The sequence below is a fragment of the Mesorhizobium sp. PAMC28654 genome (assembly GCF_020616515.1).
Lineage (GTDB): Bacteria > Pseudomonadota > Alphaproteobacteria > Rhizobiales > Rhizobiaceae > Mesorhizobium.
This window is the reverse complement of the sequence record NZ_CP085135.1, coordinates 6,083,063-6,107,821: the sequence shown is the minus strand read 5'-3', so window position 1 is coordinate 6,107,821 and position 24,759 is coordinate 6,083,063. Positions and strand designations below refer to the sequence as shown.

28 protein-coding genes are annotated in these 24,759 nt (G+C 62.0%); 16 read left to right on the top strand and 12 right to left on the bottom strand.

Going from position 1 to position 24,759, the window contains the following annotated elements:
• Positions 1-5: 5 nt before the first annotated feature.
• Positions 6-776: an L-iditol 2-dehydrogenase gene (locus LGH82_RS30215; RefSeq protein ID WP_227346179.1), complete on the bottom strand. Its 771-nt coding sequence runs from the start codon at positions 774-776 to the stop codon at positions 6-8.
• Positions 777-990: 214 nt separating this feature from the next.
• On the bottom strand, positions 991-2,286 hold the full coding sequence (locus LGH82_RS30210; protein WP_413771408.1) for an ABC transporter substrate-binding protein: 1,296 nt from the start codon (positions 2,284-2,286) through the stop codon (positions 991-993).
• A gap of 327 nt (positions 2,287-2,613) precedes the next feature.
• Here LGH82_RS30210 and LGH82_RS30205 point away from each other — a divergent pair, with 327 nt between their 5' ends.
• Together LGH82_RS30205 and LGH82_RS30200 are read left to right on the top strand one after the other, a co-directional pair.
• Positions 2,614-3,597, top strand: coding sequence for a sugar kinase (locus LGH82_RS30205; protein ID WP_227346177.1), 984 nt, complete (start codon positions 2,614-2,616; stop codon positions 3,595-3,597).
• Entirely contained in the window at positions 3,594-4,874 is a 1,281-nt protein-coding gene (locus tag LGH82_RS30200; RefSeq protein ID WP_227346176.1) for a D-tagatose-bisphosphate aldolase, class II, non-catalytic subunit, read from the top strand. Before LGH82_RS30205 ends, LGH82_RS30200 begins: the two co-directional genes overlap by 4 nt.
• 250 nt (positions 4,875-5,124) lie before the next feature.
• Here the strand turns inward: LGH82_RS30200 and LGH82_RS30195 are convergent, their stop codons facing one another.
• The 3 genes from LGH82_RS30195 to choX all read right to left on the bottom strand — a co-directional run bounded on the left by LGH82_RS30195 (position 5,125) and on the right by choX (position 8,079).
• Entirely contained in the window at positions 5,125-5,769 is a 645-nt protein-coding gene (locus tag LGH82_RS30195; protein WP_227346175.1) for a hypothetical protein, read from the bottom strand.
• A gap of 520 nt (positions 5,770-6,289) precedes the next feature.
• On the bottom strand, positions 6,290-7,144 hold the full coding sequence (locus LGH82_RS30190; RefSeq protein ID WP_227346174.1) for an alpha/beta fold hydrolase: 855 nt from the start codon (positions 7,142-7,144) through the stop codon (positions 6,290-6,292).
• Positions 7,141-8,079, bottom strand: coding sequence for a choline ABC transporter substrate-binding protein (choX, locus tag LGH82_RS30185; protein WP_227346173.1), 939 nt, complete (start codon positions 8,077-8,079; stop codon positions 7,141-7,143). The genes LGH82_RS30190 and choX overlap by 4 nt, the downstream gene beginning before the upstream one ends.
• 119 nt (positions 8,080-8,198) lie before the next feature.
• On the opposite strand from choX, the gene betI reads away from it, so the two are divergent.
• Positions 8,199-8,792 (top strand): choline-responsive transcriptional repressor BetI, encoded by a 594-nt coding sequence (gene betI / locus LGH82_RS30180; protein ID WP_227346172.1) that lies wholly within the window; start codon positions 8,199-8,201, stop codon positions 8,790-8,792.
• Positions 8,793-8,803: 11 nt separating this feature from the next.
• Here the strand turns inward: betI and LGH82_RS30175 are convergent, their stop codons facing one another.
• Complete coding sequence (locus LGH82_RS30175) at positions 8,804-9,508, bottom strand: DUF2270 domain-containing protein (protein ID WP_227349728.1); 705 nt, start codon at positions 9,506-9,508, stop codon at positions 8,804-8,806.
• A gap of 324 nt (positions 9,509-9,832) precedes the next feature.
• Here LGH82_RS30175 and LGH82_RS30170 point away from each other — a divergent pair, with 324 nt between their 5' ends.
• Genes LGH82_RS30170 through LGH82_RS30155 form a run of 4 tightly spaced genes read left to right on the top strand, consistent with a single transcriptional unit; the run spans position 9,833 to position 11,781 of the window.
• Positions 9,833-10,234 carry an EF-hand domain-containing protein gene (locus LGH82_RS30170; protein WP_227346171.1) on the top strand — a complete coding sequence of 134 codons (402 nt, stop codon included), beginning with the start codon at positions 9,833-9,835 and terminating at the stop codon, positions 10,232-10,234.
• A 21-nt stretch (positions 10,235-10,255) separates the two neighbouring features.
• A complete protein-coding gene (locus tag LGH82_RS30165; RefSeq protein WP_227346170.1) occupies positions 10,256-10,813 on the top strand; it encodes an RNA polymerase sigma factor in 558 nt (185 codons plus the stop codon).
• Positions 10,814-10,828: 15 nt separating this feature from the next.
• Positions 10,829-11,311, top strand: a complete 483-nt coding sequence (locus LGH82_RS30160) for a hypothetical protein (protein WP_227346169.1) — start codon at positions 10,829-10,831, stop codon at positions 11,309-11,311.
• A complete protein-coding gene (locus LGH82_RS30155; protein ID WP_227346168.1) occupies positions 11,311-11,781 on the top strand; it encodes a periplasmic heavy metal sensor in 471 nt (156 codons plus the stop codon). The genes LGH82_RS30160 and LGH82_RS30155 overlap by 1 nt, the downstream gene beginning before the upstream one ends.
• Before the next feature lie 204 nt (positions 11,782-11,985).
• On the opposite strand, the gene LGH82_RS30150 is transcribed toward LGH82_RS30155, so the two are convergent.
• The gene (locus tag LGH82_RS30150; RefSeq protein ID WP_227346167.1) at positions 11,986-12,189 is read right to left on the bottom strand and encodes a glycine zipper 2TM domain-containing protein; all 204 of its coding nucleotides are present in this window, start codon (positions 12,187-12,189) and stop codon (positions 11,986-11,988) included.
• Between the two features lie 121 nt (positions 12,190-12,310).
• Positions 12,311-12,961, bottom strand: coding sequence for a glutathione S-transferase family protein (locus tag LGH82_RS30145; protein WP_227349727.1), 651 nt, complete (start codon positions 12,959-12,961; stop codon positions 12,311-12,313).
• 990 nt (positions 12,962-13,951) lie between these two features.
• Between LGH82_RS30145 and LGH82_RS30140 the strand changes: the two genes are divergently transcribed.
• Entirely contained in the window at positions 13,952-14,359 is a 408-nt protein-coding gene (locus LGH82_RS30140; protein WP_227346166.1) for an ester cyclase, read from the top strand.
• 37 nt (positions 14,360-14,396) lie between these two features.
• Here the strand turns inward: LGH82_RS30140 and LGH82_RS30135 are convergent, their stop codons facing one another.
• A complete protein-coding gene (locus LGH82_RS30135; RefSeq protein ID WP_227346165.1) occupies positions 14,397-15,257 on the bottom strand; it encodes an NAD(P)H-binding protein in 861 nt (286 codons plus the stop codon).
• Positions 15,258-15,340: 83 nt separating this feature from the next.
• Here LGH82_RS30135 and LGH82_RS30130 point away from each other — a divergent pair, with 83 nt between their 5' ends.
• From LGH82_RS30130 to LGH82_RS30105, 6 genes are all read left to right on the top strand, one after another.
• Positions 15,341-15,664, top strand: coding sequence for an ArsR/SmtB family transcription factor (locus tag LGH82_RS30130; protein ID WP_227346164.1), 324 nt, complete (start codon positions 15,341-15,343; stop codon positions 15,662-15,664).
• Entirely contained in the window at positions 15,661-16,086 is a 426-nt protein-coding gene (locus LGH82_RS30125) for an SRPBCC family protein (RefSeq protein ID WP_227346163.1), read from the top strand. The genes LGH82_RS30130 and LGH82_RS30125 overlap by 4 nt, the downstream gene beginning before the upstream one ends.
• A 59-nt stretch (positions 16,087-16,145) precedes the next feature.
• Positions 16,146-16,367 (top strand): hypothetical protein, encoded by a 222-nt coding sequence (locus LGH82_RS30120; RefSeq protein ID WP_227346162.1) that lies wholly within the window; start codon positions 16,146-16,148, stop codon positions 16,365-16,367.
• Positions 16,368-16,372: 5 nt separating this feature from the next.
• Positions 16,373-16,831 (top strand): DUF1801 domain-containing protein, encoded by a 459-nt coding sequence (locus LGH82_RS30115; protein WP_227346161.1) that lies wholly within the window; start codon positions 16,373-16,375, stop codon positions 16,829-16,831.
• 126 nt (positions 16,832-16,957) lie between these two features.
• Entirely contained in the window at positions 16,958-17,350 is a 393-nt protein-coding gene (locus tag LGH82_RS30110) for a VOC family protein (RefSeq protein WP_227346160.1), read from the top strand.
• A gap of 108 nt (positions 17,351-17,458) precedes the next feature.
• Positions 17,459-17,860 carry a DUF1801 domain-containing protein gene (locus LGH82_RS30105; protein ID WP_227346159.1) on the top strand — a complete coding sequence of 134 codons (402 nt, stop codon included), beginning with the start codon at positions 17,459-17,461 and terminating at the stop codon, positions 17,858-17,860.
• Between the two features lie 42 nt (positions 17,861-17,902).
• On the opposite strand, the gene LGH82_RS30100 is transcribed toward LGH82_RS30105, so the two are convergent.
• Both LGH82_RS30100 and LGH82_RS30095 read right to left on the bottom strand, forming a co-directional pair.
• Complete coding sequence (locus tag LGH82_RS30100) at positions 17,903-18,934, bottom strand: aldo/keto reductase (RefSeq protein WP_227346158.1); 1,032 nt, start codon at positions 18,932-18,934, stop codon at positions 17,903-17,905.
• A gap of 75 nt (positions 18,935-19,009) precedes the next feature.
• Positions 19,010-19,765, bottom strand: coding sequence for an SDR family oxidoreductase (locus tag LGH82_RS30095; protein ID WP_227346157.1), 756 nt, complete (start codon positions 19,763-19,765; stop codon positions 19,010-19,012).
• A 114-nt stretch (positions 19,766-19,879) separates the two neighbouring features.
• Here LGH82_RS30095 and LGH82_RS30090 point away from each other — a divergent pair, with 114 nt between their 5' ends.
• Positions 19,880-20,497: a TetR/AcrR family transcriptional regulator gene (locus tag LGH82_RS30090; RefSeq protein ID WP_227346156.1), complete on the top strand. Its 618-nt coding sequence runs from the start codon at positions 19,880-19,882 to the stop codon at positions 20,495-20,497.
• 112 nt (positions 20,498-20,609) lie between these two features.
• Here LGH82_RS30090 and LGH82_RS30085 read toward each other — a convergent pair whose 3' ends face one another.
• Complete coding sequence (locus LGH82_RS30085) at positions 20,610-22,304, bottom strand: hypothetical protein (protein ID WP_227346155.1); 1,695 nt, start codon at positions 22,302-22,304, stop codon at positions 20,610-20,612.
• Positions 22,305-22,888: 584 nt separating this feature from the next.
• Between LGH82_RS30085 and LGH82_RS30080 the strand changes: the two genes are divergently transcribed.
• A complete protein-coding gene (locus tag LGH82_RS30080; RefSeq protein ID WP_227346154.1) occupies positions 22,889-24,646 on the top strand; it encodes a glycosyltransferase family 2 protein in 1,758 nt (585 codons plus the stop codon).
• Positions 24,647-24,759: the final 113 nt, after the last annotated feature.

Sequence of the window (24,759 nt, the reverse complement as noted above, 5' to 3'; positions counted from 1 at the left end):
ACGCGTCAGCTCATCCAGTTGCCGCCGTCGACATTGTAGGTCTGCGCCAGGATATAGTCGCTGTCGGACGAAGCCAGGAACACGGCAAGCCCGGCAATATCCTGCGGCTGCGCGAACCGGCCGATCGGAACGGACTTCGCCACCGCCGCCTTCTTCTCGCCCGGCTTCAGCCCTTCCCAGCGGGCGAAATGCGCATCCACAACCTCCCAATGCTCGCCATCGACGACACCGGGCGCGATCGCGTTGACGTTGATGCCGTGCTTCACCAGCGCAAGTGCCGCCGACTGGGTCGCCGAGATGATCGCTGCCTTGGAGGCGCAGTAAAGCGTCACCAGCGCCTCGCCGCGGCGGCCGGCCTGGCTTGCCATGTTGATGATCTTGCCGCCGCGACCGCGCGCGATCATGACGTTGGCCACCGCCTTCATCATGAACAGCGGCCCCTTGAGGTTGATGGCGAACACCCGGTCGTAGCTCGCTTCGGTGATATCGGTTATCGGCGCCATGTCGAAGACGGCCGCATTGTTGACGAGGATGTCGATGCCGCCGAAATCGCTATCGACCTTGGCGACAACGCTCTCAATCGCATCGAGGTCGCTGACGTCGAGCCTGACGGCGCTGGCCGCCGCGCCGATCTCGGCGGCGGCCCGCGTCGCGCGCTCGATGTCGATATCGGCGATCACCACCCTGGCGCCTTCGCGCGCATAGGCCTGCGCGAAGCCGAGGCCAATGCCACGCGCACCGCCTGTTATGAGGGCAATCTTGTTGTTCAGCTTCATGTCGAATTCTTCCTGGGTTTTCGAAAGATATCAGCCAGATGGCGGAGTGCGACGTCACGCCGGGCTGCCGCCAACGAACGCACGGACCCGCCTTGGCGGATCCGCGCATCCTCCGGCCTGCTTCGATGGGAGGTCACTACAGGCGCGGATCGCCAAGGGCGGCCCCGCCGCTTGGCTACCTGTATGAGTCCACCTGTATGGACTTGAGCTCGGGCTATTTGATGTACCCTGCCTCCGTCATCGTCTTCTCCACTGCACTCTGTGCGCCGTCGAGTGCGTCATCCACCGATTGCTGTCCGGTTACCGCCGCAGCGACCGCCTGGCCGACCTGGGTTCCGATGCCCTGGAATTCCGGGATGGCGACGAACTGGATACCGGTATACGGCACCGGATCCTTGGTCTGCTTGGTCGGATCGGCGGATTCGATCGCCGAAAGCACCGTCGCGGCGAAAGGCGCCGCCTTCTGGTAGTCCGGGCTGGCATAGGTGGACTTGCGCGTTCCCGGAGGTGCGGCGACCCAGCCTTCGGTCTCGCCGACGCGCTGGACATAGGCTTTCGATGTCGCCCACTTCACGAACGACTTCGCGGCCTCCGCCTTTTTGGAAGTAGCCGGAATGGCCAGGCTCCATGCCCAGCCCCAGGCCGAGCCATTGGGCGTGACCGCCACCGGCGCCTTGGCGAAGGCAACCTTGTCGGCGACCTTGCTTTGCTTGGGATCATAGACGCGGCCCGCCGCCGATGTGGCATCGATCCAGATAGCGCAATGTCCCGAGGCGAACAGCGCCTGGTTTTCGTTGAAGCCGTTGGAACTCACGCCCGGAGGTCCGTATTGCTTCATCGCGTCGACATACCAGCCGATCGCCTGCTTCCATGCCGGCGAATTGATCTGCGGCTTCCAGTCCATGTCGAACCAGCGGCCGCCGAATGTATTCACCAGAGTGCCGACGAAGGCCATGTTCTCGCCCCAGCCCGGCTTGCCGCGCAGGCAAAGGCCGTACTGTTCCTTCGACTTGTCGGTGAGCTTGGCGGCAAACTCCTTGATCTGGTCGTAGGTCGGCGTCTCCGGCATCTTCAGGCCGGCGGCGTCGAACAGATCCTTGCGGTAGAGGGTGAATGAGCTTTCGGCGTAGAAAGGCACGGCGTAAAGCTTGCCGTCGACCGTCAGGCCGCTGCGGACCGGAGCGATCAGATCGTCGTAATCATAGTCGGCGCCGAGATCGTTGAGTGGTGCCAGCCAGCCATTCTTGCCCCAGATCGGCGTTTCATAGCCGCCGATCGTCAGCACGTCGAACTGGCCGGCCTTGGTCGCGATGTCGGTGGTGACCCGCTCGCGCAGGACATTCTCCTCCAGCACCAGCCAGTTCACCTTGTTTCCGGTCGCCTTCTCCCACTCGGGCGACAGCTTCTGCATGATGATCATGTCGCCATTGTTGACCGTCGCGACCGTGATCTCCTCGGACAAGGCGGCACTTGCCGTCAGCGCTGATGCAGCGACGGACGCGGCGAGCATTGCAATAAATTTTCCTGATGGCATTTCGTCTCCTCCTTTACGAATGCGCATGTAGAAATGAACATGCGTGTATATTCTATTGCCCTGGCGTGTATTCGTGTCAAGCGCCGCCGGACCTGATTTTTGGCTGATAACCGCGCCCTCTGTGCGGTAAACCGCTAAGCGGCTCTCCATAAAAGCCGCGCGTGAATTAAATAAAATGCACGCACGTACAGTTTTTGTTGACTTCGCTTTCGCCGCGATTTACCTCGGTTGCAGCCAGGCGCTATCGTGCGGGCCGCACGCCGCCCGCGTCCGGCTGGCTGGGGACGAGAAGGAATTGCAGCAATGAGCCTTCCCCGTAGGGAGATCGCCGCCGAATCCGCCGGGCCGACGATTGCCGCCGGCGAAATCCTGGTCGAGATCATGGCGACGGACCGGGGCCTGGGCTTCCTCGAGCCGCAGACGCTGATGGGCCCCTATCCGAGCGGTGCTCCCGCCATCTTCATCGATCAGGTCGCGAAGCTGGGGGGCGGCGCCGGCATCATCGGCTGCGTTGGCCGCGACGATTTTGGAACGATCAATCTGGAAAGGCTGAGGCGCGACGGCGTCGACGTCTCGGCCGTGACGATCAGCGACCGCTACCCGACGGGCAGCGCCTTCGTGCGCTACCGACCCGACGGCGGCAGGGACTTCGTCTACAACATCGCCGAATCCGCCGCCGGCCGGATCAGCCTTACCGAGGAAGTGCGCCGCCTGGCGGACGGCGCCGGCCATTTGCATGTCATGGGCTCGGCCCTGTCGATATCCGGGCTGAAGGAAATCGTCGGCTATGCGGCGAAGTCAGTGCGTGCGCGCGGCGGCTCGACCTCCTTCGATCCCAATGTGCGCAAGGAACTGATCGAAGGCGCCGACGGCGCGCAATTCGCCGCGCTGGTCGACGATGCCGACCTGCTGCTGCCCTCCGGCGACGAGTTGCTTGCAGCCGCCGGGGTCGACGATGAAGACCAGGCGGTCAAGGCGTTGATCGCGAGAGGCGTCGGCGAGATCGTGCTGAAGCGCGGCGCCGCCGGCTCCTCCCGGTTCGGCGCCGACGGCACCAGGATCGACTGTGCCGGTTTCCTGGTGGAGGAAGTCGACCCGACCGGCGCCGGCGACTGTTTCGGCGCCACCTATCTGACCTGCCGGCGCAAGGGCATGGAGCCCGCGAAAGCGCTGTTCTATGCCAATGCCGCCGGCGCCCGCAATGTCACGCGGCGCGGGCCGATGGAAGGCATCGCCGGCTTCGATGTGCTCGACCAGTTCATCGCTGGGACCGCGAGGGCGGCATGATCAACCCGCTTGCAGGCCTCGCCACTGCCCGGAAGGATGGAGCGCCCTACGGCATCACCTCGATCTGCTCGGCCCATCCGCTCGTCATCCAGACGGCGATCCGGCGTGCCGTCGCCGACACGGACACCACGCTGCTGATCGAGGCGACCTGCAACCAGGTCAACCAGTTTGGCGGCTACACCGGCATGACGCCTGACCTGTTCATCGCCTTCGTGCGCGAGATCGCCGGCAAGGAAGGTCTCGACCCCCGGCGGATCATCTTCGGGGGCGACCATCTCGGGCCGAACCCGTGGCGCAATGAGCCAGCGGCGCGGGCGATGAACAAGGCCGAGGCCATGGTCACCGCTTATGTCTGGGCCGGCTTCTCAAAGATCCATCTCGACGCGTCGATGGGATGCGCGGGCGAGCCGGCCGCGCTGGACGACGAGACCATCGCCACCCGAGCCGCACGGCTTGCCAAGGCGGCCGAAAAGGCGGCGCGCGCGGCGGGCAGCGCCTTGCCGGTCTATATCATCGGCACCGAAGTCCCTGCGCCCGGCGGCGTCGACCACGCGATCAGCGACCTGAAACCCACGCAAGCAGCGGCGGCGCGCCGCACGATCGAGGTTCATCGCGAGATCTTTGCCCGCGAGGGCCTGGCGGAAGCATTTGGCCGCGTCATCGCCGTGGTCGTGCAGCCGGGCGTCGAGTTCGGCAGTCAGAACGTTGTCGCCTACCGGCCCGAGGCGTCGACGGCGCTGACCGGACTGCTCGATGAAGAACCGTCCCTGGTCTACGAGGCTCACTCCACCGACTACCAGAGCCGCGCGGCGCTGGCGGCACTTGTCGGCAACGGCTTTCCGATCCTCAAGGTCGGTCCCGGGCTGACCTTCGCCTTGCGCGAGGCGCTTTACGGGCTCGACCTGATCGCCTCCGAAATGGTCGCCGACTATGGCGAACGGTCGCTTGCCCGCACCATGGAGCGCGTGATGCTGGCATCACCCGGCCATTGGCACAGCCACTATCATGGCAGCGAAACGAGCCTCTATCTGCAGCGGCATTACAGCTACAGCGACCGCATCCGCTACTACTGGAGCAACCCCAGCGCCGCCGTTGCCTGCGGTCGCCTGATCGAGGCGCTCAACGGCGTCGGCATTCCCGAAACGCTTATGCGGCAGTTCCTGCCGATGCTGCCGGCCGAACTGGGACCGTCGGGAAATCCCCATTCCATCCTCCACGCCGCGATCGGCCAGGTGCTGGCCGACTATGATGCGGCTTGCCGTGGGGACGGTGGCTGAAAAGCGTTCGCAGCCGTTGCTTAATACCAGCGGCCTCGGCCAAACCAGCCGCCACCGAATACAATGATGACAATGAGTATGATAAGAAGCGTGGTGGTGCTCATCTGTGTTCTCCTGGGACTGCTACCGACCACCTCCACCGCTATTCCGCGGCGCGTTGCTCGCGATGCATTCCGATGCGAACCAACGGCCATGACAGCGTTTCGTTCCGTTGAACGAGGTCAGCGTCACACCGCCGCATTTTTCAAATTCAGGTCGTCGGTATGCGCGGTTCCTGCACCAGCCAGAACGTCTTTTTGGGCACCAGATCGGTAATCAGGAAATCGAAGGTCGCCGTCTTCAGCGGGTCGATCTTGCCGTTCCTGAACAGCAGGCGGTCATAGGGCGCCAATTCCCGATAATAGTCGGCGAAGCCGCTGGACGCGATATAGTCCGGCGCCTTGTTGGGTTGGTCGAAAGACAGTCCGTCGTCGTCAGTGCTCGGCTGGCCGAGGATCGACTGCAGCTCGAACTGGAATTCGATCCAGCCTTGCCCGCCATTGTTGAGCACGTCGATGCGCATTTTCAGCATGCCGGTGGCGAATTTGCCCGCCACGCCGAACGGCTGGATCGGTTTCACCGCACGGATCGTTAGCGTCACCGGTGTCGCCGAATTCAGCTCTTCGGTGATGACAAACGGATCGTCCCTGCTCCCATTGCCCGAGGCGCCCGTGATGTGGAAACCGCCGAGTTCATCGGAGAACGAATAGGCTCCGGTCGTCATGACCGTTTGCCCGCTTGCCGATGTCGGAAGCACGGCCAACAGCAAAGGGGCCAGAAATGCCATTCGGCAAATCCGGCCAACTGGGAAGGGAAAGCGCGTCGACGAAAAGCCAGATGGCTCGAGAATGCGCATGAAACGAGTATGGCCGATAAGCCGACCGTCGAACACTCAAAAACGCAAGCAGCAGGCTTCTATGTGACCGGAACAACAGGTGACGCCCGGACGCTATCGTCGCCGGGATCGCTGGCTCATGTCGAGGCCACGACCTCGACCACGGACTTGACCGGTTGCTCCGGCTTGCCGAATGGACTGCTTCGCTCACAGCCGAACAAAACCAGTGAGCCCGCGACCAGGAGCATCATACGAAAGATCAAACTGCGCATTGGACGTCCCCCGACAGGTACAGGGCGGTCAGCCAGATCTGCCAGCCAAAGAATCCAGCGATTGAAATGGCCTCCATGGCCACGCGCCCTCTCGTTTACCGCATGGGTGAAGGTTGGAATTTTGGCACTTTGCCGTTGCCGCGACAGTGAAGACTTTCACGCGCTGTCGCGAAAAGCGATCATTTGTGCAATCACGCATCCGCGCCCCGATACCAGGAAAAACAATCCGCACGGTTTGTTTTATGCCGTAGGCGGACCTCGTTATCCCATCAGGCGGGAACCGCTCGCGTCCGCAGCTTGAAATGCGCGGCTATGGTTCGCGCGACCAGTGCCGGGTCTTCCCAGTGCGGATTGTGGCCGCAATGCTCGGCGTTGACGAAGACGGCGCAGGGAATCTCGTCGCGTAGCCGCTGCTGATGCGTTGCATCAAACAGCGGGTCGCGGCCGCCGCCGATGATCAGCGTTTTCACGCGAAGGGCGCGCGCGCTGGCGGTCAGGTCGGTGCGGCGCACCTGTCCGAGGATGGCGCGCCAGAGTGCGGACGGCATCGCCGACGCCTCCTGCGCCACCATCCGCAGGAACTCCGGCGCAATTTCGGCCTCGCAGGCGTGCCAATAGTCATAGAAAGGGTCGGCCGAGGATATCGGGTCTTCAAATGAGCCGACACCGATCACCATGGGATGATCGTCGGCGATGTCAGGCCGCAATGTTCCGGCCAGCACCACCAGCCCGCCGAGCATGTCGGGATATGCGGCGGCGGTCTCGATGGCGACCATGCTGCCCAGCGAATGGCCGACCAGAACCGGCCGCTCCAGCCGCAAGGTCCTGATCAGCCCGGCGACATCAACTGCGAAATCCGCTGGGCTGAGGCCCCCAGCGCCTACCGGCGAGGCGCCGTGGCCGCGCAGGTCCGGGATGATGAGCCGGCGGCCAGCCAGATGCGGCGCCATCAGCGAGAAGCTGCGGCTGGTGTCGGTGAAACCATGCACCAGCACCAGCGCCGGGCTCTCGCTGGCGATCTCAACAGTATCTGTCGAGACGCAGGCGATCTCAACGAAAGCCGTCTCGGAGCCGGCGAGCTTGCACTTGCGGGCCACCCAGCCCTGCTGATCCGCTACCTTCACAGGCCGAGCTTCTGCTTCACGGCCTCCAGTCCAGGCTTGCCGTCGAATGTCGTGACGCCGGCCAGCCAGGCATCAAGCTTGCCCGGATTCTCCTTGATCGCCTTCAGCCCCGCCTCCTCCGGCTTCAGGCCGTCATTGATCAGATAGCCCATGCCGACATTCTCGAAATCGATATCAAAGGTGAGATTCTTCAGCAGTTGCCCGGCATTGGGACACTCAGCGACATAGCCCTTGCGCACCTGGGTGCTCACGGTCGCGGCGCCGAAATTCGGCCCGAAGAACTTGTCGCCGCCGGTCAGATATTTGAAATCATACATCCGGTTCATCGGGTGCGGCGCCCAGCCCTGGAAGACGATGAAGCGCTTTTCCTTGATCTGGTATCCGACCTCGGAAAGCATGCCGGCCTCGCTGGACTCGACCACTTCCCAACCCTTGAGATCAAGCGACGGATCGGCGATCGCGTCCATCATCAGTTGGTTCGAACCGGGCTCGATGCCGTACATCTTCTTGCCGAACTTGTCGGCGAACTTGTGCAGGTCGCCAAAATCCTTGACGCCCGCGTCCCAGACATAGGTCGGTACGGCGAAGGTGTATTTCGCGCCGGTGAGATTGACGCGCACATCGTCGATCGAACCATCCTTCTTGTAGGGCTCATAATAGGTGACCATGGCCGGGTCCCAATAGCCGAGGAAGATATCCAGATCCTTGTTCTTCAGGGATTCGTAGATGACGTTGATGCCGAGCAACGAACTATCCGCTTTGTAGCCCAGCGCGTCGAACAGGACGCTGGCGACGCCGGTGGTGAAGGCAAGGTCGTTCCAGCCCGGCTCGGCCATGCGCACGGCCTGGCATTGTTCGGGCTCGGCCGCGACGGTTGGCTGCACAGCCAGCGCCAGTACAAACAGCGAGGCGCCCATACGAAGGATCCGAAGCATTTTGTTCTCCTCATTGACAGTCGATTTTGACCCGTTGGTCTTATTATTGTCCCGCCGGTCAATTCTTGATCTCGGTGGACGAAAATGTCAACGTGGATTCTGAAAGAGGGGATCGGCCCGTGAAGCTCACGCGCATCAGCGACATCAGGCGCAAGGAGTTGCGGCAGGCGGCTTATGTCGTGCTGCAGCGCGAAGGCATTGCCGGCGCGACCATCGAAAAGGTCGCCGCCCAGGCCGGCGCCTCCAAGGGCATCGTGCTCCACTATTTCAAAAGCAAGCAGGAGCTGTTCGAGCATGCGATGCGCGAGTCCAATCTCGTGCTGCGCGATGCCGTGGTGGCAAGGCTGAAAAAGGCCGACACGCCGATGCAGCGCATCGACGCCGTTATCGACGGCAATTTCGAACCGCACCTTTTCCAGCCCTCGCTCTGCCACGCCTGGCTGTCACTGTGTGGTGAGGTGCCGCGCGACGAGAAGCTGCGGCGCATCCAGAAGGTCATCCACGGGCGGATGCGCTCGAACCTGATGTCGGGCCTGCGCGACCTCGTTCCCGTCGAGGAGGCCGAGGACATCGCCTTCGGCATCACCACGCTGATCGACGGCCTATGGTTGCGGCTCGGCCTTCAGTCCGACGGCGTCACGCGCGACCAGGCGCTGCGCCAGGTCAAGGGCTACCTCACTGCCCGGCTCGCGGCCATGAAGGCCACCGCCTAGCCAAGCCAGGCTCACACATGCACGTCGCCATGCGACAGTTCGCCCTCGTCGTCGGGGACGAGATAGGCAGCCGCGAAAAGCCCGGCATAGAAGAGCACGACCAGGACAACGACGACCGCGCCGGGTACCGGCCCGAGTGCCGCGCCAGCCAGCGCGTCGTGCAGCGACCCGGCGATGCCGACGTCGACGCCTTCCTTTTGCAGGGCGGGCGTCGTGATCTTCAGCACCCAGGCCAACAGCAGGATCAGGTACATGAAGATGTAGTTGCGGCGCAGCCGCCGGGCGAGCGAGGCGCGCTGCGATACGAGAAAGCGCGGCGCTCTCAGGCTCTCGCCCAGGATGGACAGCCAGTTGGAAGCGAAATCGGGCTGCGGCGAGAAGATCTGGGCGAAATAATAGCGTTCGAACTGGCGCACGCGCGCCCGGTAGACGTCGAAGAACCGGTAGCGGCGTGCCTCGATCCATAGCAGCAGCGTGATCAGCAGCATGGCGAACAGAAGCACGCCGTGATGCGCGTTGGCCGCCGACAGGGACACCGACAGCATGGCGGCGACCACGGTGATCGCCCAGTTGCTGGTACGGTCGAGCCGGTCGCGCCAGCCGGCCATGCGGGCGATCTCGGCGCGATGGAAATGCGACAGCGTGGTGGCAAGCTCCGACGAGGTCAATCCGCGCGCGAGCTTGTCCGAGACCTGGGGCGGGGGCGGCTGTTCCATCGGCTTGGCGATGGCGGGCGCAACCGCCTCGGATGCGGCGGTTTCAGCTATTGTGACGATATCGGGCGTGGCCATGCTGCCTCCCGCACCATGAACGCCGACCGGCCGTTTTCCGTTCCTTGTTGTTCCAGCCGTCGGTGCCACCCGCAGTCTATACCCGCATCGGTGTGCCGGCAAACGGACGTGACAGCCATGAGCGGCAAAAATGTTCACCGCGATCGTCAGTTTTTTCAGACTGCCAGCGACGGAAACGGCTGTCACGACCGTTCAATGCTGGACTGACCTGATTGCTTGACCAATCGCTTGACTTGAAAGGACGCACGTATGGATTTCAGACCAAGGCTACGCCTCGCGCTCATCCCGCTCGCGCTGCTGATCGCCTGGCCGGCGGTTGCCGCCATGAAGGGTGATACCGATGGCGACGGCAAGCTGTCGCTTACCGAGTTCCAGGCCATGACCCGCAAGCAGATGCTGCGCGCCGACACCAATGGTGACGGGAAAGTGTCCTTGGACGAGTGGAAGGCGCGGCCGGCATCGGCCAAGATGAAGGGCGACCCGGAGAAGATGTTCAAACGGCTGGACACCAACGGCGATGGCTTCATCGATGGCAACGAGATCGACGCCCTGGCCAAGAAGCGCTTCGAGCGGCTGGACACCAATGGCGACGGCTTCCTTACCCAGGACGAACTCGACGCCCGCAAGGCGGCGAAGAACGCGAACGACTGACGACGCAATTGTACGGACAGCATGCCTTTGACCGCCAGGGAGACAGACGAGGAGCTCCTTGTGCGGATCGCGCGCAATGACCCGGCCGCGACCGCCGACATGGTCGCCCGCAAATTGCCGCGCCTGCTGGGGCTTGCCGCCCGCATGCTTGGTGACCGGGGCGAGGCCGAGGATGTCGCACAGGAAGCATTCCTTAGGATATGGCAGCAGGCCGCGCGCTGGCAGGCCGGCACCGCGCGCTTCGACACCTGGCTTTACCGGGTGGCGCTCAACCTCTGCTCCGACCGGCTGCGGCGCCGCCGCGAAACCTATGTCGCCGAGGTGCCCGAACAGGCCGACACCGGACCAGCCCCGGACCAGGGCTTGTTCGAGACCGAGCGGCAACGCAAGGTGGACGCCGCCTTGGCCGCCCTGCCCGATAGGCAGCGCGAAGCGATCGTGCTCCACTACTATCAGGAGCTTTCCAACATCGAGGCCGCGTCCGTCATGGAAGTCAGCATCGATGCGCTGGAAAGCTTGCTGTCCAGGGCGCGGCGCAATCTCGGCGCCTATCTCAAGGGGGACAATGATGAACACTGACAAGGACCGGGATCGATGACGCCCGAACGCTTTGCCGAGATCGTGGAAGCCTATGGCTCCCGCCCCAATCGCTGGCCGCAGGCCGAGCGTGAAGCAGCGCTTGCCTTCATGAACAGCCATCCCGAGGCGGTACGCGCGCTACGCGCCGAGGCCAGCCTGCTCGACGGGCTGCTGGACAGTTCCGTCGTGGCACCCGCCAGCCGCGAGCTGCGGCAGGCCATTCTTCAGGCGGCCCCTGCCCTCAAGGTTGCCCCCTTTGGGACCATTGGTCGTGCCATGCCGAAACCCACGCTCTGGCAACGGGCTGGGTTCTGGGGCGCGGGCATTGTCGGCATCGGCCTCGCCGGCGCGCTGGCCGGGGCCATGACGCTGGCCATCGTCGCGCCGATGATCGGCCAGGCCTATGACGAGGGTGACGTCCACAACCTCACCGCCTTCAACGATCCCCTGCAGACGGCGGATGGGCCGACGGCGGATGAGCAGACGGTGGACGAGTGATGAGCCCTAGATCACGCACCATCCTCATCGCCGCGTCGCTTGCCTTCAACGTGTTCTTCGTTGGCGCCGCCGGCGGTGCGCTCATCTGGTATTCGTTCGGTCACAACAGGCTGGCGCAGCCGGGCCAGGGCCTGCGCTTTGCCGCCCAGCATTTGTCGGCGCAGCAGCAAAAAACCTTCCGGCAGATGCTGAACCAGGCAAGGCAAGACGCGGCCGCCGATGTCGAGGCCGCGCGCAACGGCCGGGCAGCACTTTCCACGCTATTGGCGGCCGATACGATCGACCAGCCGGCGGTAAACACCCAGTTGGAAGTGGTGCGCAAGGCCGACATCAATGTGCGCACCGCCGTCGAGAAGGCCGTGCTCGATTTCGCCCAAAAGCTGACGCCGGAGGAACGGCGCATTTTCGTGCAGGACCTGCGCGGTCGTGGCGCCATGCTGCGCGGGGCGGCCCAGAGAAAAACGCAGTAGGGCAGAACGCCGAGGATGCAAAACCACGGCGCCTCCCTGAACTACCGGATCAAAGGGCCAGAGCAGTTCACCGTTTCAGAGAAATGACAAACCGCTCTATCTCTTTGTTTTGACGCAATTCCCAAGGGAAAGCGCCATGCGCTTTTCCCGGGAAAACGGCTACGCACTTTTCCTGTAATTGCTCTAGGCGGGACGGGTGATTGTTCACTGGTTGGATCCAACCACCGCGCCCACAGCCGCGCCACCCAGCCCACCAACCACCGCACCGCCGGTTCCGGCAATGGCGGCTCCAGCCAAAGCTCCCGAGCCGGCGCCGATAACCGCGCCGGTAGCGGTGCGCATTGCGTGCGTCGAGCCACAGCCGGCAAGTGCGACCGCCATGAAGGACACGATGAGAATTCGGTACATATCTGCCGCTCCAAAGGTATGGTTGAGCGCGGAGGGTGGAGCGACAAGGTTAACGTTTCCTTGACGCGCGGGATGCAAGTTGCGCATTTCCCCAACTGGTTCAGGGGTGGTTTCCCGCTTCTCAGCCGGTCGATGCGGCGGTGAAAACCGCCAATTGAGCGTCGAAGGCACTCCTGAAAGCAGGCCGCGCTTCGCCGCGGGCGACATAGGCGGCGAGGTTGGGATATTCGTCCAGCATCCCCGATGCGCTCAACCTGCGCAGCACGCTCACCATGACCAAGTCACCGGCGCTGAACGTGCCGTCGAGCCAATCGGCATTGCCGAGCCGATCCGAGAGTGCGGCCAGACGGCTGCGTATGCGATCATCGATCAGGGGCAGTCTTTGCTCGCGCCAATTTGCATCGCCCTCCAGGAACATTGCCGTTGTGCGTTCGAGGATCGGCGGTTCGATCGTGCTGATCGCGGCAAACATCCAGGTGATCGCGCGCGCCCGCGCATTCGCATCGTGCGGCAGCAGGCCACGATGGCGCTCCGCGATATGGAACACGATCGCCCCGGACTCGAACAGAGCGAGGTCGCCCTCCTCATAGGTCGGAATCTGCCCGAAGGGATGAAGCGCCAGATGCGCGGGCTCCTTCATTTCGCTGAAGGAAACAAGACGAACCTCATAGGGCTGGCCGACTTCTTCCAACGCCCAGCGAACCGGCATGTCGCGCGCCAGCCCCGTGCCACGATCGGGCGACCGTTCAAAGGCGGTGATGGTGGGGATCATTGGACTGCTCCCGGTGACTGCATGACACCATCGTGCGTCACACCGTTGATTGAGACCGGTTTCCTCATCTCGTCGCTCCCCTTGTTCGATGCTGGCAAGCAAAGGACGAAGGGTGAGCAGGAATTCCGACACCAGGGTGGGAAAAATCCGCCAGCGGGGTCAAAACCACAATCGCCCCGAACGAGCAAGTTGGATCCCCTGCGGCCCATGATGAACGGCAACATCTAGATCGCTTGCATAACACCCAATGCTATTCATAATGCGCCGGCAACTCAATGGAATAGTTGAGCAGACCAGATCTCTAAATTCTCTTTGGTACAGGCATTTGGATGATCCAACCCACCCACAAATTCAGAGAACGCACGTTTCTTGAAAGCGCGGAATCGGTTTTGGCGGCTATTACAGTTTTCTGCCTCTTCGCGGCCATTCTCGCCTTCTTTCTTTACAATCCAGAAATCCGATCGGCCATGGTCGAGGTTATTCGGCGGCCAAATAAATTCATCGAGATTGTGGAAAATTATCCCTTTACTGTTCTTTGGATAATCATTCTTCCCATAGTGGGCTTTTTAGTATTTATGCTTTTTCTTTTGACAACATGGTCAATTTCGCGGAAATTCATTCGACTGTTACTTTCAAGAATACTCATACCCGACAACTGTCACACTTGGTATGACCAAGAAAATTGAACGCGTAGTCGGTCTTCCCCACGGAGGACGTCGGCACCTTTGCCGATAAGTCCACACCCTCCAGGTCAATCTTGGGCAGCTCGCCACCTGAACGGATCACCTGCCGTGAGGGCGGCAGCCAACCGATTGAGTTTGCGGCCGCCGCGTGATCTCGAAGATGTGATCCGGTTTTTGCAACGGAACATGCTCAAATAGGCAAATGGAGCCCGGTCTCGATTCCGTCGGGATGCAACGGGCTCCAGTTGTGACCGCACCTCGCCTTACTTTTGGAATGACACCCCTGCAGAAGACGAGCCAAATCGCCGTGATCAAAACCGACCTGTCCGATGTCTATCTCGGCTATATCTCCTGCCTGAACAAACAGGACTGGAGCAGGCTCGGGCGTTTCGTCGATGACGATGTCTTGCACAACGGCCGCAGGCTCGGCCTGTCCGGCTATCGCGAGATGCTGGAGCGGGATTTCCGGGAAATCCCCGACCTTCAGTTCAACGTCCAGATGATGATGGCCGAGCCATCCCGCATCGCCAGCCGGCTCCTCTTCAGCTGCACGCCAAGGGGAGAATTCCTGGGCCTTGCGATCAACGGCAGGAAAGTCTCCTTCAGCGAGAATGTCTTCTATGAGTTTCGCGCGGAAAAAATCGTGCGCGTCTGGTCGGTCATCGACAAGGCGGCCATCGAAGCACAGCTGCGGCCCCAGTTGGTAGGCGCGTAACATTCGTGACTTCAGGGTTGCCGCTTACCTTTATGCGCTAGGCAATCGCGGATGTAGTTCGACCAAGGAAATCCCGAAAACTCTCTGGTTCGCGCCCCGTAAGGGCGGTGAAGTCACCGGACACCTGGTTGTAGCGACCTTCAGCAATCGAGGTGCACAGGCTGGCGAAGGCTTGCGGCCAGGGATCGTCGAGACGCGCCGACGCCCACTGCATGTATTCGGTAATTGAACAGGGGCGGTAGTGCATCGGCCCTCCCACCGCCTCAGCGTATGCGGCGGCGATGTCGCCAAAGCTTGACGCCTGCCGACCGGTGATCGTGCAGAGGTCGCCAGACACATCGGGCCTCGCTGCCACGGCGGTCACGGCAGCCGCCACATCGTCCCTTGAAACCAGTGCGATTTGGCCCTGTCCAGCGGGCAGCACCAGTTCTCCCGACGCATGGCTCGGCTGAAGCCAATGGTCGAGGATGAAGTCGCAGTAGAGGCCGCATCTGACGATGGTCGAAGGCACGCCGCAGGCCGCCAGCCGCTGCTCCGCGTCCCGATAGACAGGCGCGAAGTAGAATGGTGACGACGCGTCGGTATCGACGATGCTGGTGAAGGTGATGTGCCGCAGCCTGGCCGCCCCGGCTGTTTCGATCACATTGGCATGATGGCGCATCACCGTCTTTGCGTCGCCATCGCTGGAGATGAGGACCATCTCGTCGATGCCGGCAAGTGCCCTCCCCAACGAGGAAACATCCTCGTAGTCGGCAACGCGCAGCGCGATGCCCGGCGGCATTAGCCCGGCCGCCGCCCGGGAATCCCGCACCATCGCGACCACCTCGCGGCCGCGCAACGCGAGGTCGCTGACGACGGCGCGCCCGATATGGCCGGTGGCTCCCGTGACAAGGATCATTGTGCTGCCCTCACATTCCCACTTGACCAACATATATCCCTGCGGTTATACGTCAACCAATAGCCAACGGGTTATGAATTGAAATGCCAAACGCTCACGATGTCCTCTTCACGACACTTGCCGATCCGACGCGGCGGGCAATCTTCGAACGGCTGTGCCGCGAGGGAGAGCAGACGGTGGGAGCGCTGACGGCGCAGGCCGGCGTCTCGCAACCGGCGGTGTCGAAGCATCTCGGTGTTCTCAGGCGGGCCGGGTTGGTGCGCGATCGCCATGAAGGACGGCAGACCCACTACAGCGCCCAGCTCGCGGCACTTTCGCCGCTGGTCGACTGGACGAAACAGATGAACGCGTTCTGGGAAAACCGGTTCGACGATCTCGAAACCCTGCTCAAGAGAATGGACCAATGACCAGCCTTGCGACCGAGACGCGCTCCGTCATTGTCGAGCGCGAGATAGCCTATCCGCCGGAAAAGATCTGGCGCGCGCTGACCCAACCGCACCTGATCGAGGAGTGGCTGATGAAGAACGATTTCGTGCCGGTTACCGGCCACCGTTTCAATCTGAGCAAGGAACCGCAGCCCGGCATCAGCATCGTCGTCGACTGCAAGGTCACGGCGGTCGAGCCCAACAGGACGCTGTCCTACACCTGGGATGCCTATGGCCTCGAAAGCACCGTCACCTGGACGCTGACGCCCACCCCCACCGGCACGCGCCTGCGCATGGAACAGTCGGGCTTCCGGTCGGACCAGGAACAGGCCTATCGGGGCGCCAGGAGCGGCTGGCACCATTATCTCGCGGCCCTGGAGCAGATCCTGGCGCGGACGGATTGAAGGCTGACGGCAAGCGGTTCGCTGGATCCGCATCGGCTCAATTTTGACGGGAGGTCCCTTTGAACTGGAACACATGGTTTCGACAAATCCATCGCTGGCTGTCGATCATCTTCACGCTGATCGTCGCCGCCATCTTCGCCACCTTGGGTTTGGGGAAACAACCCGCCCAATGGGTGTATTTCCTGCCGCTGTTGCCGCTCGCCTTGCTGCTGCTCACCGGTCTCTACTTGTTCGCGCTGCCCTATGCCACCAAATGGCGGGGGTCGACAATCGGGGGATGAACGCAATGACAGGCAAGAAGGCAAGAGCGCGCGACGTCAAGACGGCGCGAACGGGCGAAGAGGTCGTGCTGCTCTCGGGCGGCAATCCGCAAATAGCCAAGGGCGACGGCGACGCCCCCGTGCAGGCCTACATCGCCGCGATGCCGGGCTGGAAACGCGGCCTGGGCGAGCGCCTCGACGCGCTCATCGTCGACAACGTGCCTGGCGTCAACAAGGCGGTGAGATGGAACTCGCCCTTCTACTGCGTCGAAGGCCAGGGCTGGTTCGTGACGTTTCATGTGCTGACCCGTTACGTGAAGGTGACCTTCTTCGCCGGCATGTCGCTCCAACCGATCCCGCCCGGCGGCACGGTGAAGAGCAAGGACGCCCGCTGGATCGACATCTATGAAGACGATGCGTTCGACGAGGCGCAGATGGCGGAGTGGCTGAAGCAGGCCGCCGCCCTGCCCGGCTGGATTCCGTAGACCAAGCGACGCGCGACGGCGCTGTTCCTGTGGATCGCGCCGATTGATTGACAGTACCGAAACCATTCGCCGCCGAACCCTTTTCGCGGGCAGCGCAAACGCGACCATCACCAAGGAGGAATAGCGATGAAGATCAAACTGACCACCATCCATGTCGACAACCAGGAAAACGCCCTGCGCTTCTACACCGACGTGCTGGGCTTCACCAAGAAAGCCGACTTCAGCAACGGCCCCTACCGCTGGCTGACCGTCACCTCGCCCGACGATCCCGATGGGACCGAACTGCAGCTCGCGCTCAACGACAACCCGGCGGCCAAGGCCTACCAGCAGGCCATCTTCAAGCAGGAACAGCCGGCGGTGATGTTCTTCACCGACGACATCAAGGCCGACCATGAGCGCATCAAGGCGAGCGGCGGCACCTTCACCATGGCGCCGACCGAGGTCACCGGTTCGACCATCGCGCAGCTCAACGACACCTGCGGCAACCTCGTCCAGATCACGCAGTTGGCGCGCTGGTGAGGCCAGCAATCATGGCCGGCCCGGCGAACAGCGCTGGCATCACCGGGTATGGCGCATGCATCTGTTTGACGGCACTATGAAACGCGGACACGGCAGGAAAAACATCCCATGAACCCATCCGACCATATCGACCAGTTGATCGCCGGCCTCACCGACTGGCGCGGCAAGAAGCTCGCCGGCATCCGCAAGACCATCCTTGAAGCCGACCCGGAGATCGTCGAGGAGTGGAAGTGGATGGGTAGCCCGGTATGGTGCAGCAACGGCAACATGGTGGTCGGCAACGCCCACAAGGACAAGATCAAGCTCACCTTCTCCCATGGCGCGAGCTTGGCCGACCCCGGCAAGCTGTTCAACAACGGCTTCGGCGGCAAGGTGTGGCGGTCGATCGACATCTTCGAGGGTGACGAGATCGACGCACAGGCGCTGAAAGAACTGATCCGCGCCGCCGTCGGCTACAACCAGGCCAAGGCGAAGAAGAAGGCGCCAGCCCGGGCGAAAGCACAAAAGTAGAAGGCGGCGTCCAGAACGACCGGACGCCGCCTCATGAGCCGATCAGGCTGCGCCGCGCTCCGTGATGGGTCGGCGGCGCAGATTGGCTTGCAGGATCGCCGGCGGGTTGTAGTTCGCCTCGTTCAGCCCGACGTCGGTTCCCGGCGGGACGATCTGGTCGATCCGGTCCAGAACGTCGTCGCCAAGGCGAACCTCCGCGCCGGCGAGCAGATCGTCGAGATGCTGCATCGTGCGCGGCCCGAGAATGGCTGACGTCACGCCGCGATGCGCCATCACGAAAGCCATCGCCATGTGGGTGAGCGACAACCCCGCCTCTTCCGCCAGCGGGATCAGTTGCTCGACCGCGTCCAGGCTGCGCTCATCGGACATTTGCCTCGGCATGTATTTCACCCGCAGGCTGTCGGGCTGTGGCTGCCCCTTGCGGTAGCGCCCAGTCAGCAGCCCCTTGGACAAGGGACTCCAGACCATCGCTCCCATTCCGTAGCGCTCGCAGACGGGGAGCACTTCGCGCTCGATGCCGCGATCCAGGATCGAATAGGGTGGCTGTTCCGTGCGGAAACGGGCGAGCCCGCGGCGCTCGGCGACCCACTGGGCCTCGACCATCTCGGAGGCAGGGAAGGTCGAGGACCCGATAGCACGCACCTTGCCCGCGTGCATCAGGTCGGTGAGCGCGGACAGCGTTTCCTCGATGTCGGTATCCGGCGCCGGCCGATGAATGAGGTAGAGATCGATATGGTCGGTCCGCAGGCGGCGCAGCGACGCCTCCACCGCCTGCACGATCCAGCGTCGGGAATTGCCTTGGCTGTTCGGATCGTTCCCCATGGGCCCGTGGACCTTGGTGGACAGCACGACGTTGTCACGCCGGCCTTTAAGCGCCTTGCCAACGATCTCCTCCGACTCGCCGTTGCTGTACCTGTCGGCGGTGTCGATGAAGTTGATGCCGAAATCGAGGGCCCTGTGGATGATGCGGATGCATTCGTCGTGATCGGAGTTCGCGATACTGCCGAACATCATCGCCCCCAGGCAATAGGGGCTGACTTTGATTCCGGTTCTTCCAAGTGTGCGGTACTGCATGGTCCATTCCTTGTTGTTCATTGATGCGTGGCCAGCGACGACATTTCAGCCGGATTTCATGCGCTCGATATTGCATCACCACGGGATCGGGCCGTTCGTGCCCGAGAACGCTCCCGTCGGTCCCTCCGGGCCGAGTAGCGCAACGCGTACAGCTTCGCGGGCGCCCTCCTCGACAGTCTCCGTGCCCGCATAATTGTTGAGGTTCGTTTTGGTGAAACCCGGCGAGACGGCGTTGACCTTGATCCCCGTCGGCTCCAGCTCGATCGCAATGGCAAGCGTCATGGCATTGAGCGCGGTCTTGGACGCTGGGTAAACCGGGCCGAAGATCTGGCGGTAGGGGAAGGCCGGGTCCGAGTTCCGCGTCAGCGAGCCAACCCCGCTCGACACGTTGACGATGCGGGCTGCCGGCGCCTCGCGCATCAGCGGCAGCATCGCCTGCGTGACGGCGAGCACGCCGAACACATTGGTTTCGAACACCGCGCGCACTTCGTCGAGGGATACGTTGCTCGGGCGGGTCGACTGAGAATACTCCTCGACGGACATGCCCGGCCGCAGTCTCGTATTCGAGATGGCCGCGTTGTTGACGAGCACGTCGAGGCGGCCAAGCTCATTGCGGATGCGCTGAGCAGCGGCGGTGATCGAAGCCTGGTCCGTCACGTCGAGCTGGAGTGCGCGGGCATCCGGCCCAACCTCCTTGGCCGCGGCCTCGCCTTTCTCGAAATTGCGTGACCCGACCAGAACGGTGAAGCCGTGCGTGACCAGGTCTTTCGCGATCTGAAGACCGATACCTTGATTGGCCCCGGTAACGAGGGCGACGGGCTTGTCCTGCATGATGATCTCCTTTTGCGTTGATGTGGCCAACGCCAGCCTGCTGTGCTATTCAGATAACCGGAACGGCATTCCGCTTTATACGGAACATTGTTCCGTTTAGCAAGTGGATGCACCGTGAACGACAAAACAGACGATTCAGATGATGGCCTGAAGCCGCGTGGCGGTACGGAACGGCGCGTGCGCGCCGACGCACAGCGCAACCTCGACACGCTGCTGCAGACGGCCATGGCGGTGTTCGCGACCTCAGGCGTGGACGCGCCGGTGCGCGAGATCGCGGAGAAAGCCGGCGTCGGCATCGGCACCGTCTATCGCCATTTCCCACAGCGCTCCGACCTGATCTCCGCCGTCTTCCGCCGCGAGATCGACGCTTGCGCCGATGCCGCCCCCATCCTGTCGGCCGAGCACGAACCTTTTGAGGCGCTGGCGGCGTGGATGCAGCGATACGCCGCCTTCATTGCCGCCAAGCGTGGGCTGGCCAAGGCGCTGCATTCGGGAGATCCGGCCTTCGACAATCTGCCGGGTTACTTCGACCAGCGGCTGCGCCCTGCCCTTCGCGCGCTTCTCGATGCGGCCACCGCCGCCGGCGAGGTCCGCGCCGATGTCGATGCCGACGACCTCCTGGGCGCGGTGGCGAGCCTGTGCATGTCGGCCCACAATGCCGGAAGCGGCCGCGCCGAACGCATGGTCGCCCTGCTCGTCAACGGGCTGCGCTACGGCGCGGGCCAGCGGTGAACATGCCCACCTGAGGTTGTGCCACACTAATCCATGCATGACTGCGGTGGGTTTGACCGTCCATTGAACAGGCGGGCTTCTCGCCGGAACGACAATTCTCGACCGACAATGATCAGCTTGTGAAATCTGGACAGCCAACCTTACCGTCGACTATTGCGTGGTTCAAAATTGCGGTCAGGCGCTTTCCTTCCTTGTCAGGTCGACGTTCGACCTCCTGCTCGGCCGCTTCGACGCTGTCCAGGGCAGCGAGCGCAATGATCAAATAGTCGTCGTATCGACCTTGTTCGAACAGCATGGTCCTGATGACCGGCAGGATGTGAGGCGCAACATCCGTCGGCACGCGGCAAGCGGCAAGCATGGCATCGATGCGGACGGTGTTGTCGGCCGAACCCATTCCGGCCAGCACGGCAGGCATCCCCTCGGCCCCAAGCCTGGCGGCCGCAACCAACAACGGCGAGGTGTTGCGCGACAGCTGATTCCGCACAATCGCACGCAGCGCCGCCGAGTGTGCCGCCAGGAAAGACTCGTCCTGGCGAGCCACCAGCATCGCCAATTGTCGGTCCCGATCGTAGTTGGGAGCACTCACTGGCCATGCCAGCCGTGTCAGGATCGGTTCTGCCAGCAGCGCCACCAGCCCTGGACGGCCGCGCCACAGCACATTCACACCGCCAATCCGTGAAATCCTGCGGTCGAGCGTCACGGCGGACAGTGCCGAACGGTCGCCATAGTCCAGGTCAACTTCGCCGGACCAGAACCTTTCCGCCCATTGGTTGACCGCAGCCTCCAGATCATCATCAAAGCGATCCACGCCGGGCTGCGCAAGGATCGACAACACCATGTTCCTGTCAGGCTGCAGTGGACCATCAGCAAAGAAGATCATCGCCGGCACCGGCATGTCGGGCCGCCGTTTTCCCTGGCTAACGAGCGAGAAGCCGAGTTCGTCCATCAAAGCCAGCAATGGTTGCGGATTGACGGTACGGTCGTCTTTCGGGTTTCCGATCCCGCTGACAGACGTCAGCAGCCCGGCATAAGGAAAAATCAGAAAGGGCGCCGTCGTGCTGCCGATCTCCACTTCAGTGGCGCGCACGAGAGGAATGTCCTCTCCCTGCCGTCTCTCCGTGACTCCTATCCGCCGCGCCTGTTTGACCACGGTCAAATAGAGTGTGGGGACCGAACGGTAGGCGAGTTCCTCCTGGCTGATACTGATGCCATCCATCATGCCGACGCCCCGCGACGGCATGATGCAGAGGCCGGCAATCCTGGCCATTGTGGTCGATCGAAGCACCCTTGTGTGGCGGCTGCCGAAGGCCGTGGGGCACCTCGCCATCGCCGCAAGGGAGTAGCTGACCACGATCGGCGGCTTGCCGTACTGGGCGTGGGCGACGACGGTGACGGTTGTGAGCTGACGTGTCAGCAGCAGGTGCTGGCAGACTTCATCGCAGGCCGCATGCTCGACAGGATCGTCGCCTTTGCGGACAAAGGCCACCTCGTCGCGGATCAACTCAATCTGCTGCGGCCTGCGCGGTAAGGGCTTGCGGAAGTCACCGGATGTAAGCTCGAGCAGGGCCCGCTCGGCTCGCTGCGCGGCGATCCTGGCGGGTATGATGGCCAGCGCAGCTGCAGCCCCGATACTGACGAGCGCGGCAAGCGACCAGTGAAAGCCTCTCCGGTACAGCAATAGTCCTGGCATCATCGCCGTGGCATAGAGCCAGATTGAGGGGATCAGCGCCCCGAGGCCAACGGTCAGAAAGCCGACAAGGATCGTCAGCGGCGGCATTGCAACCAACAGCACCGTCACGGCGGTCAAGGACGCATATGCAATAAAGAAGGATCTACCGGCAATCATCCAGCAAATATATGCGTGCGGCCATTAATTGTTCGCCAAGCTCAAGCCCGAAATTCTAATTGAAGGTGGCGTGCGCTTTGCGCAGGAACTGGACTTCGAACGATGGTACGCTTTCGAGCGGCGCGACGAGTGTCTGGATATTGCGCGATGTGCTCGTTATGGCAGACGAGCCGACCGTAACTTCCTACCCCTTGACGATTTTTAGAATGCGCTAATATCTTGCGCTCGTTCTCCCAATGTTGTGGCCAGTTCAACAAACCCGCAGGGAGCGCGGCCCCAAAGGTCCGCTAAGCGCCAAAAGCGGTAACCCGCCGCCGTCGTGATGACATTTGTCAACATTGCGAAAGCCACTTAAGCATGCGTTGAAGAGGCGCATCGGGAGCGGGCTTGTCGCCATCTGATGGCGTACGCTGACATGGGCCGGGGTCGAGAAGGGCTAGACGAGCTTGGTTGAGACAGCGGAAAAGTCTTTCGGTGAAATTTTTGCGGCCAACAGCGGTAAAATTTCAGACAAGTGGCAATCCTACATTCCAGTTTATCAAAGCGTGTTCGCGCAATTCCGCGACAAGCCGATCGCGCTCCTGGAGATCGGCATCCAGAATGGCGGATCCCTGGAAATATACTCGGAGTATTTCACCAAGCCGAAAATCCTCATCGGCTGCGACATCGACCCGAAATGCCGGCTTCTCCAATTCGCGTCAGGCATCGAAGTTGTCGTCGGCGACTGTACGGCCGACGCCATCAGGGAAGAGATAACAGCGATATCGCTCTCCTTTGACATCATCATTGATGATGGATCGCACGTTTCGGACGATGTCATCACCGCCTTTCTCAAATATTTCCCGCTTGTCGAGGCCGGCGGCATCTATGTCATCGAGGATTTGCACACGAGCTATTGGCAACAATGGCAAGGCGGCCTGTTTTACAGGAAGTCGTCCATTTCATTCCTCAAATTGCTCGTCGACGCACTTCACGCGGAACACTGGGGCGTGGATGAAACGATCACCGATCTGATGGCCGCCGAATTCCCTGAATACCGGCTTCTGTTCAACGAGAGTGTCCTGAAGCAGATCAGGTCGATCCGTTTCGAGAACTCGATGTGCATCATCAGCAAAACCGGGCATGGCGGCCCGCATTCGCTGGGGCCGCGTATCGTGAAGGGTCTGGAGGCAAGCGTGTTTCCGGGCTCGAAGGCTGTTGACGGGATGCAGCCTCTGAAGGCCGATGAAAGGCAAAACCCGTCATCGAGCTTCTCGAACCGTATGGCCGCGGCAGGGAGTGCCGCCGATCCCAAGACCGGTCGTCGCCGCGAAAAGAGGCTGACGATCACCGCCGTCATGCCGGTGTACAACGGCGAGCGTTTCCTGCGCGAGGCGATAAACTCGGTCCTGGAGCAGACCCTGTTGCCGGACGAGTTCATCATTGTCGACGACGGGTCTACCGACGGAAGCCGCGCCATCGTGGAGGAACTGAGCCGTCGATATCCAATAATTTTCATAGTGGCGGAGAAGAATGCCGGCCAGTCCGCGAGCCGGAACCTTGCGATCGGGCGCGGCAAGAGCAATCTGATCGCGCTCATAGATCAAGATGACAGATGGTATCCGAACCACCTCGAAGAGCTCGTCAAGCCTTTTGAAAAGCACCGCGAAGGGTTGCCGCTCGGATGGTCCTACAGCGACTTCGACGACATCGACGAAAACGGCCTGATCGTGGCGCGGTCCTTTATCGACCGTCCGATTTTGCAGAATCCCAAGCGGGACCTCTTGCAGTTCCTTGCCCAAGGCGCGGTGATCCAGCCCTCGGCAACGCTCATAAACCGGGCCGCGCTCGAAGCCGTAGGTGGCTTCGACGAGAACCTGTCGGGTTACGAGGATGACGATCTGTTCCTTCGCATGTTCCGAGGCAACTACGACAATGCCTATATTTCTCACTCGCTATCGCAATGGCGCATCTACGATACGTCATCGGGCGCCTCGGACCGCATGATGAAGTCGCAGCGATACTATTTTCGCAAGCTCGTTTCGCAGTTTCCAGACGACAGGTGGCGCGGACACTACTATGTGCGCGATATCATCGCGCCGCGCTTCGTGATGCTATGTGCACACATGTATTTGCGCGCCGGGCGTTACAAGAACGACGCAAGGATGCGCGAACTTGCCTGGGATATATGGGCGTTGATACCCCATCTGCGCCTTCGAAACCGTATCAAGCTGCGGCTGGCCTTCCCGATCCTGTTGTTGCCAAGAGCCGGAGAATTGCTGCTCAAGGCCACAAGGCGATATCGTCACCTCATAAGGTTTTGAGGCGCGCGCCGATCGGGCAACGTCCCGGACAATGCGCCATCTCGCCCCCGTGGAGTTCGGGAATGCAGCCATGGTAGCCTGACCTCGCGTCGATCAGGCCGGCCGAAGCTCGA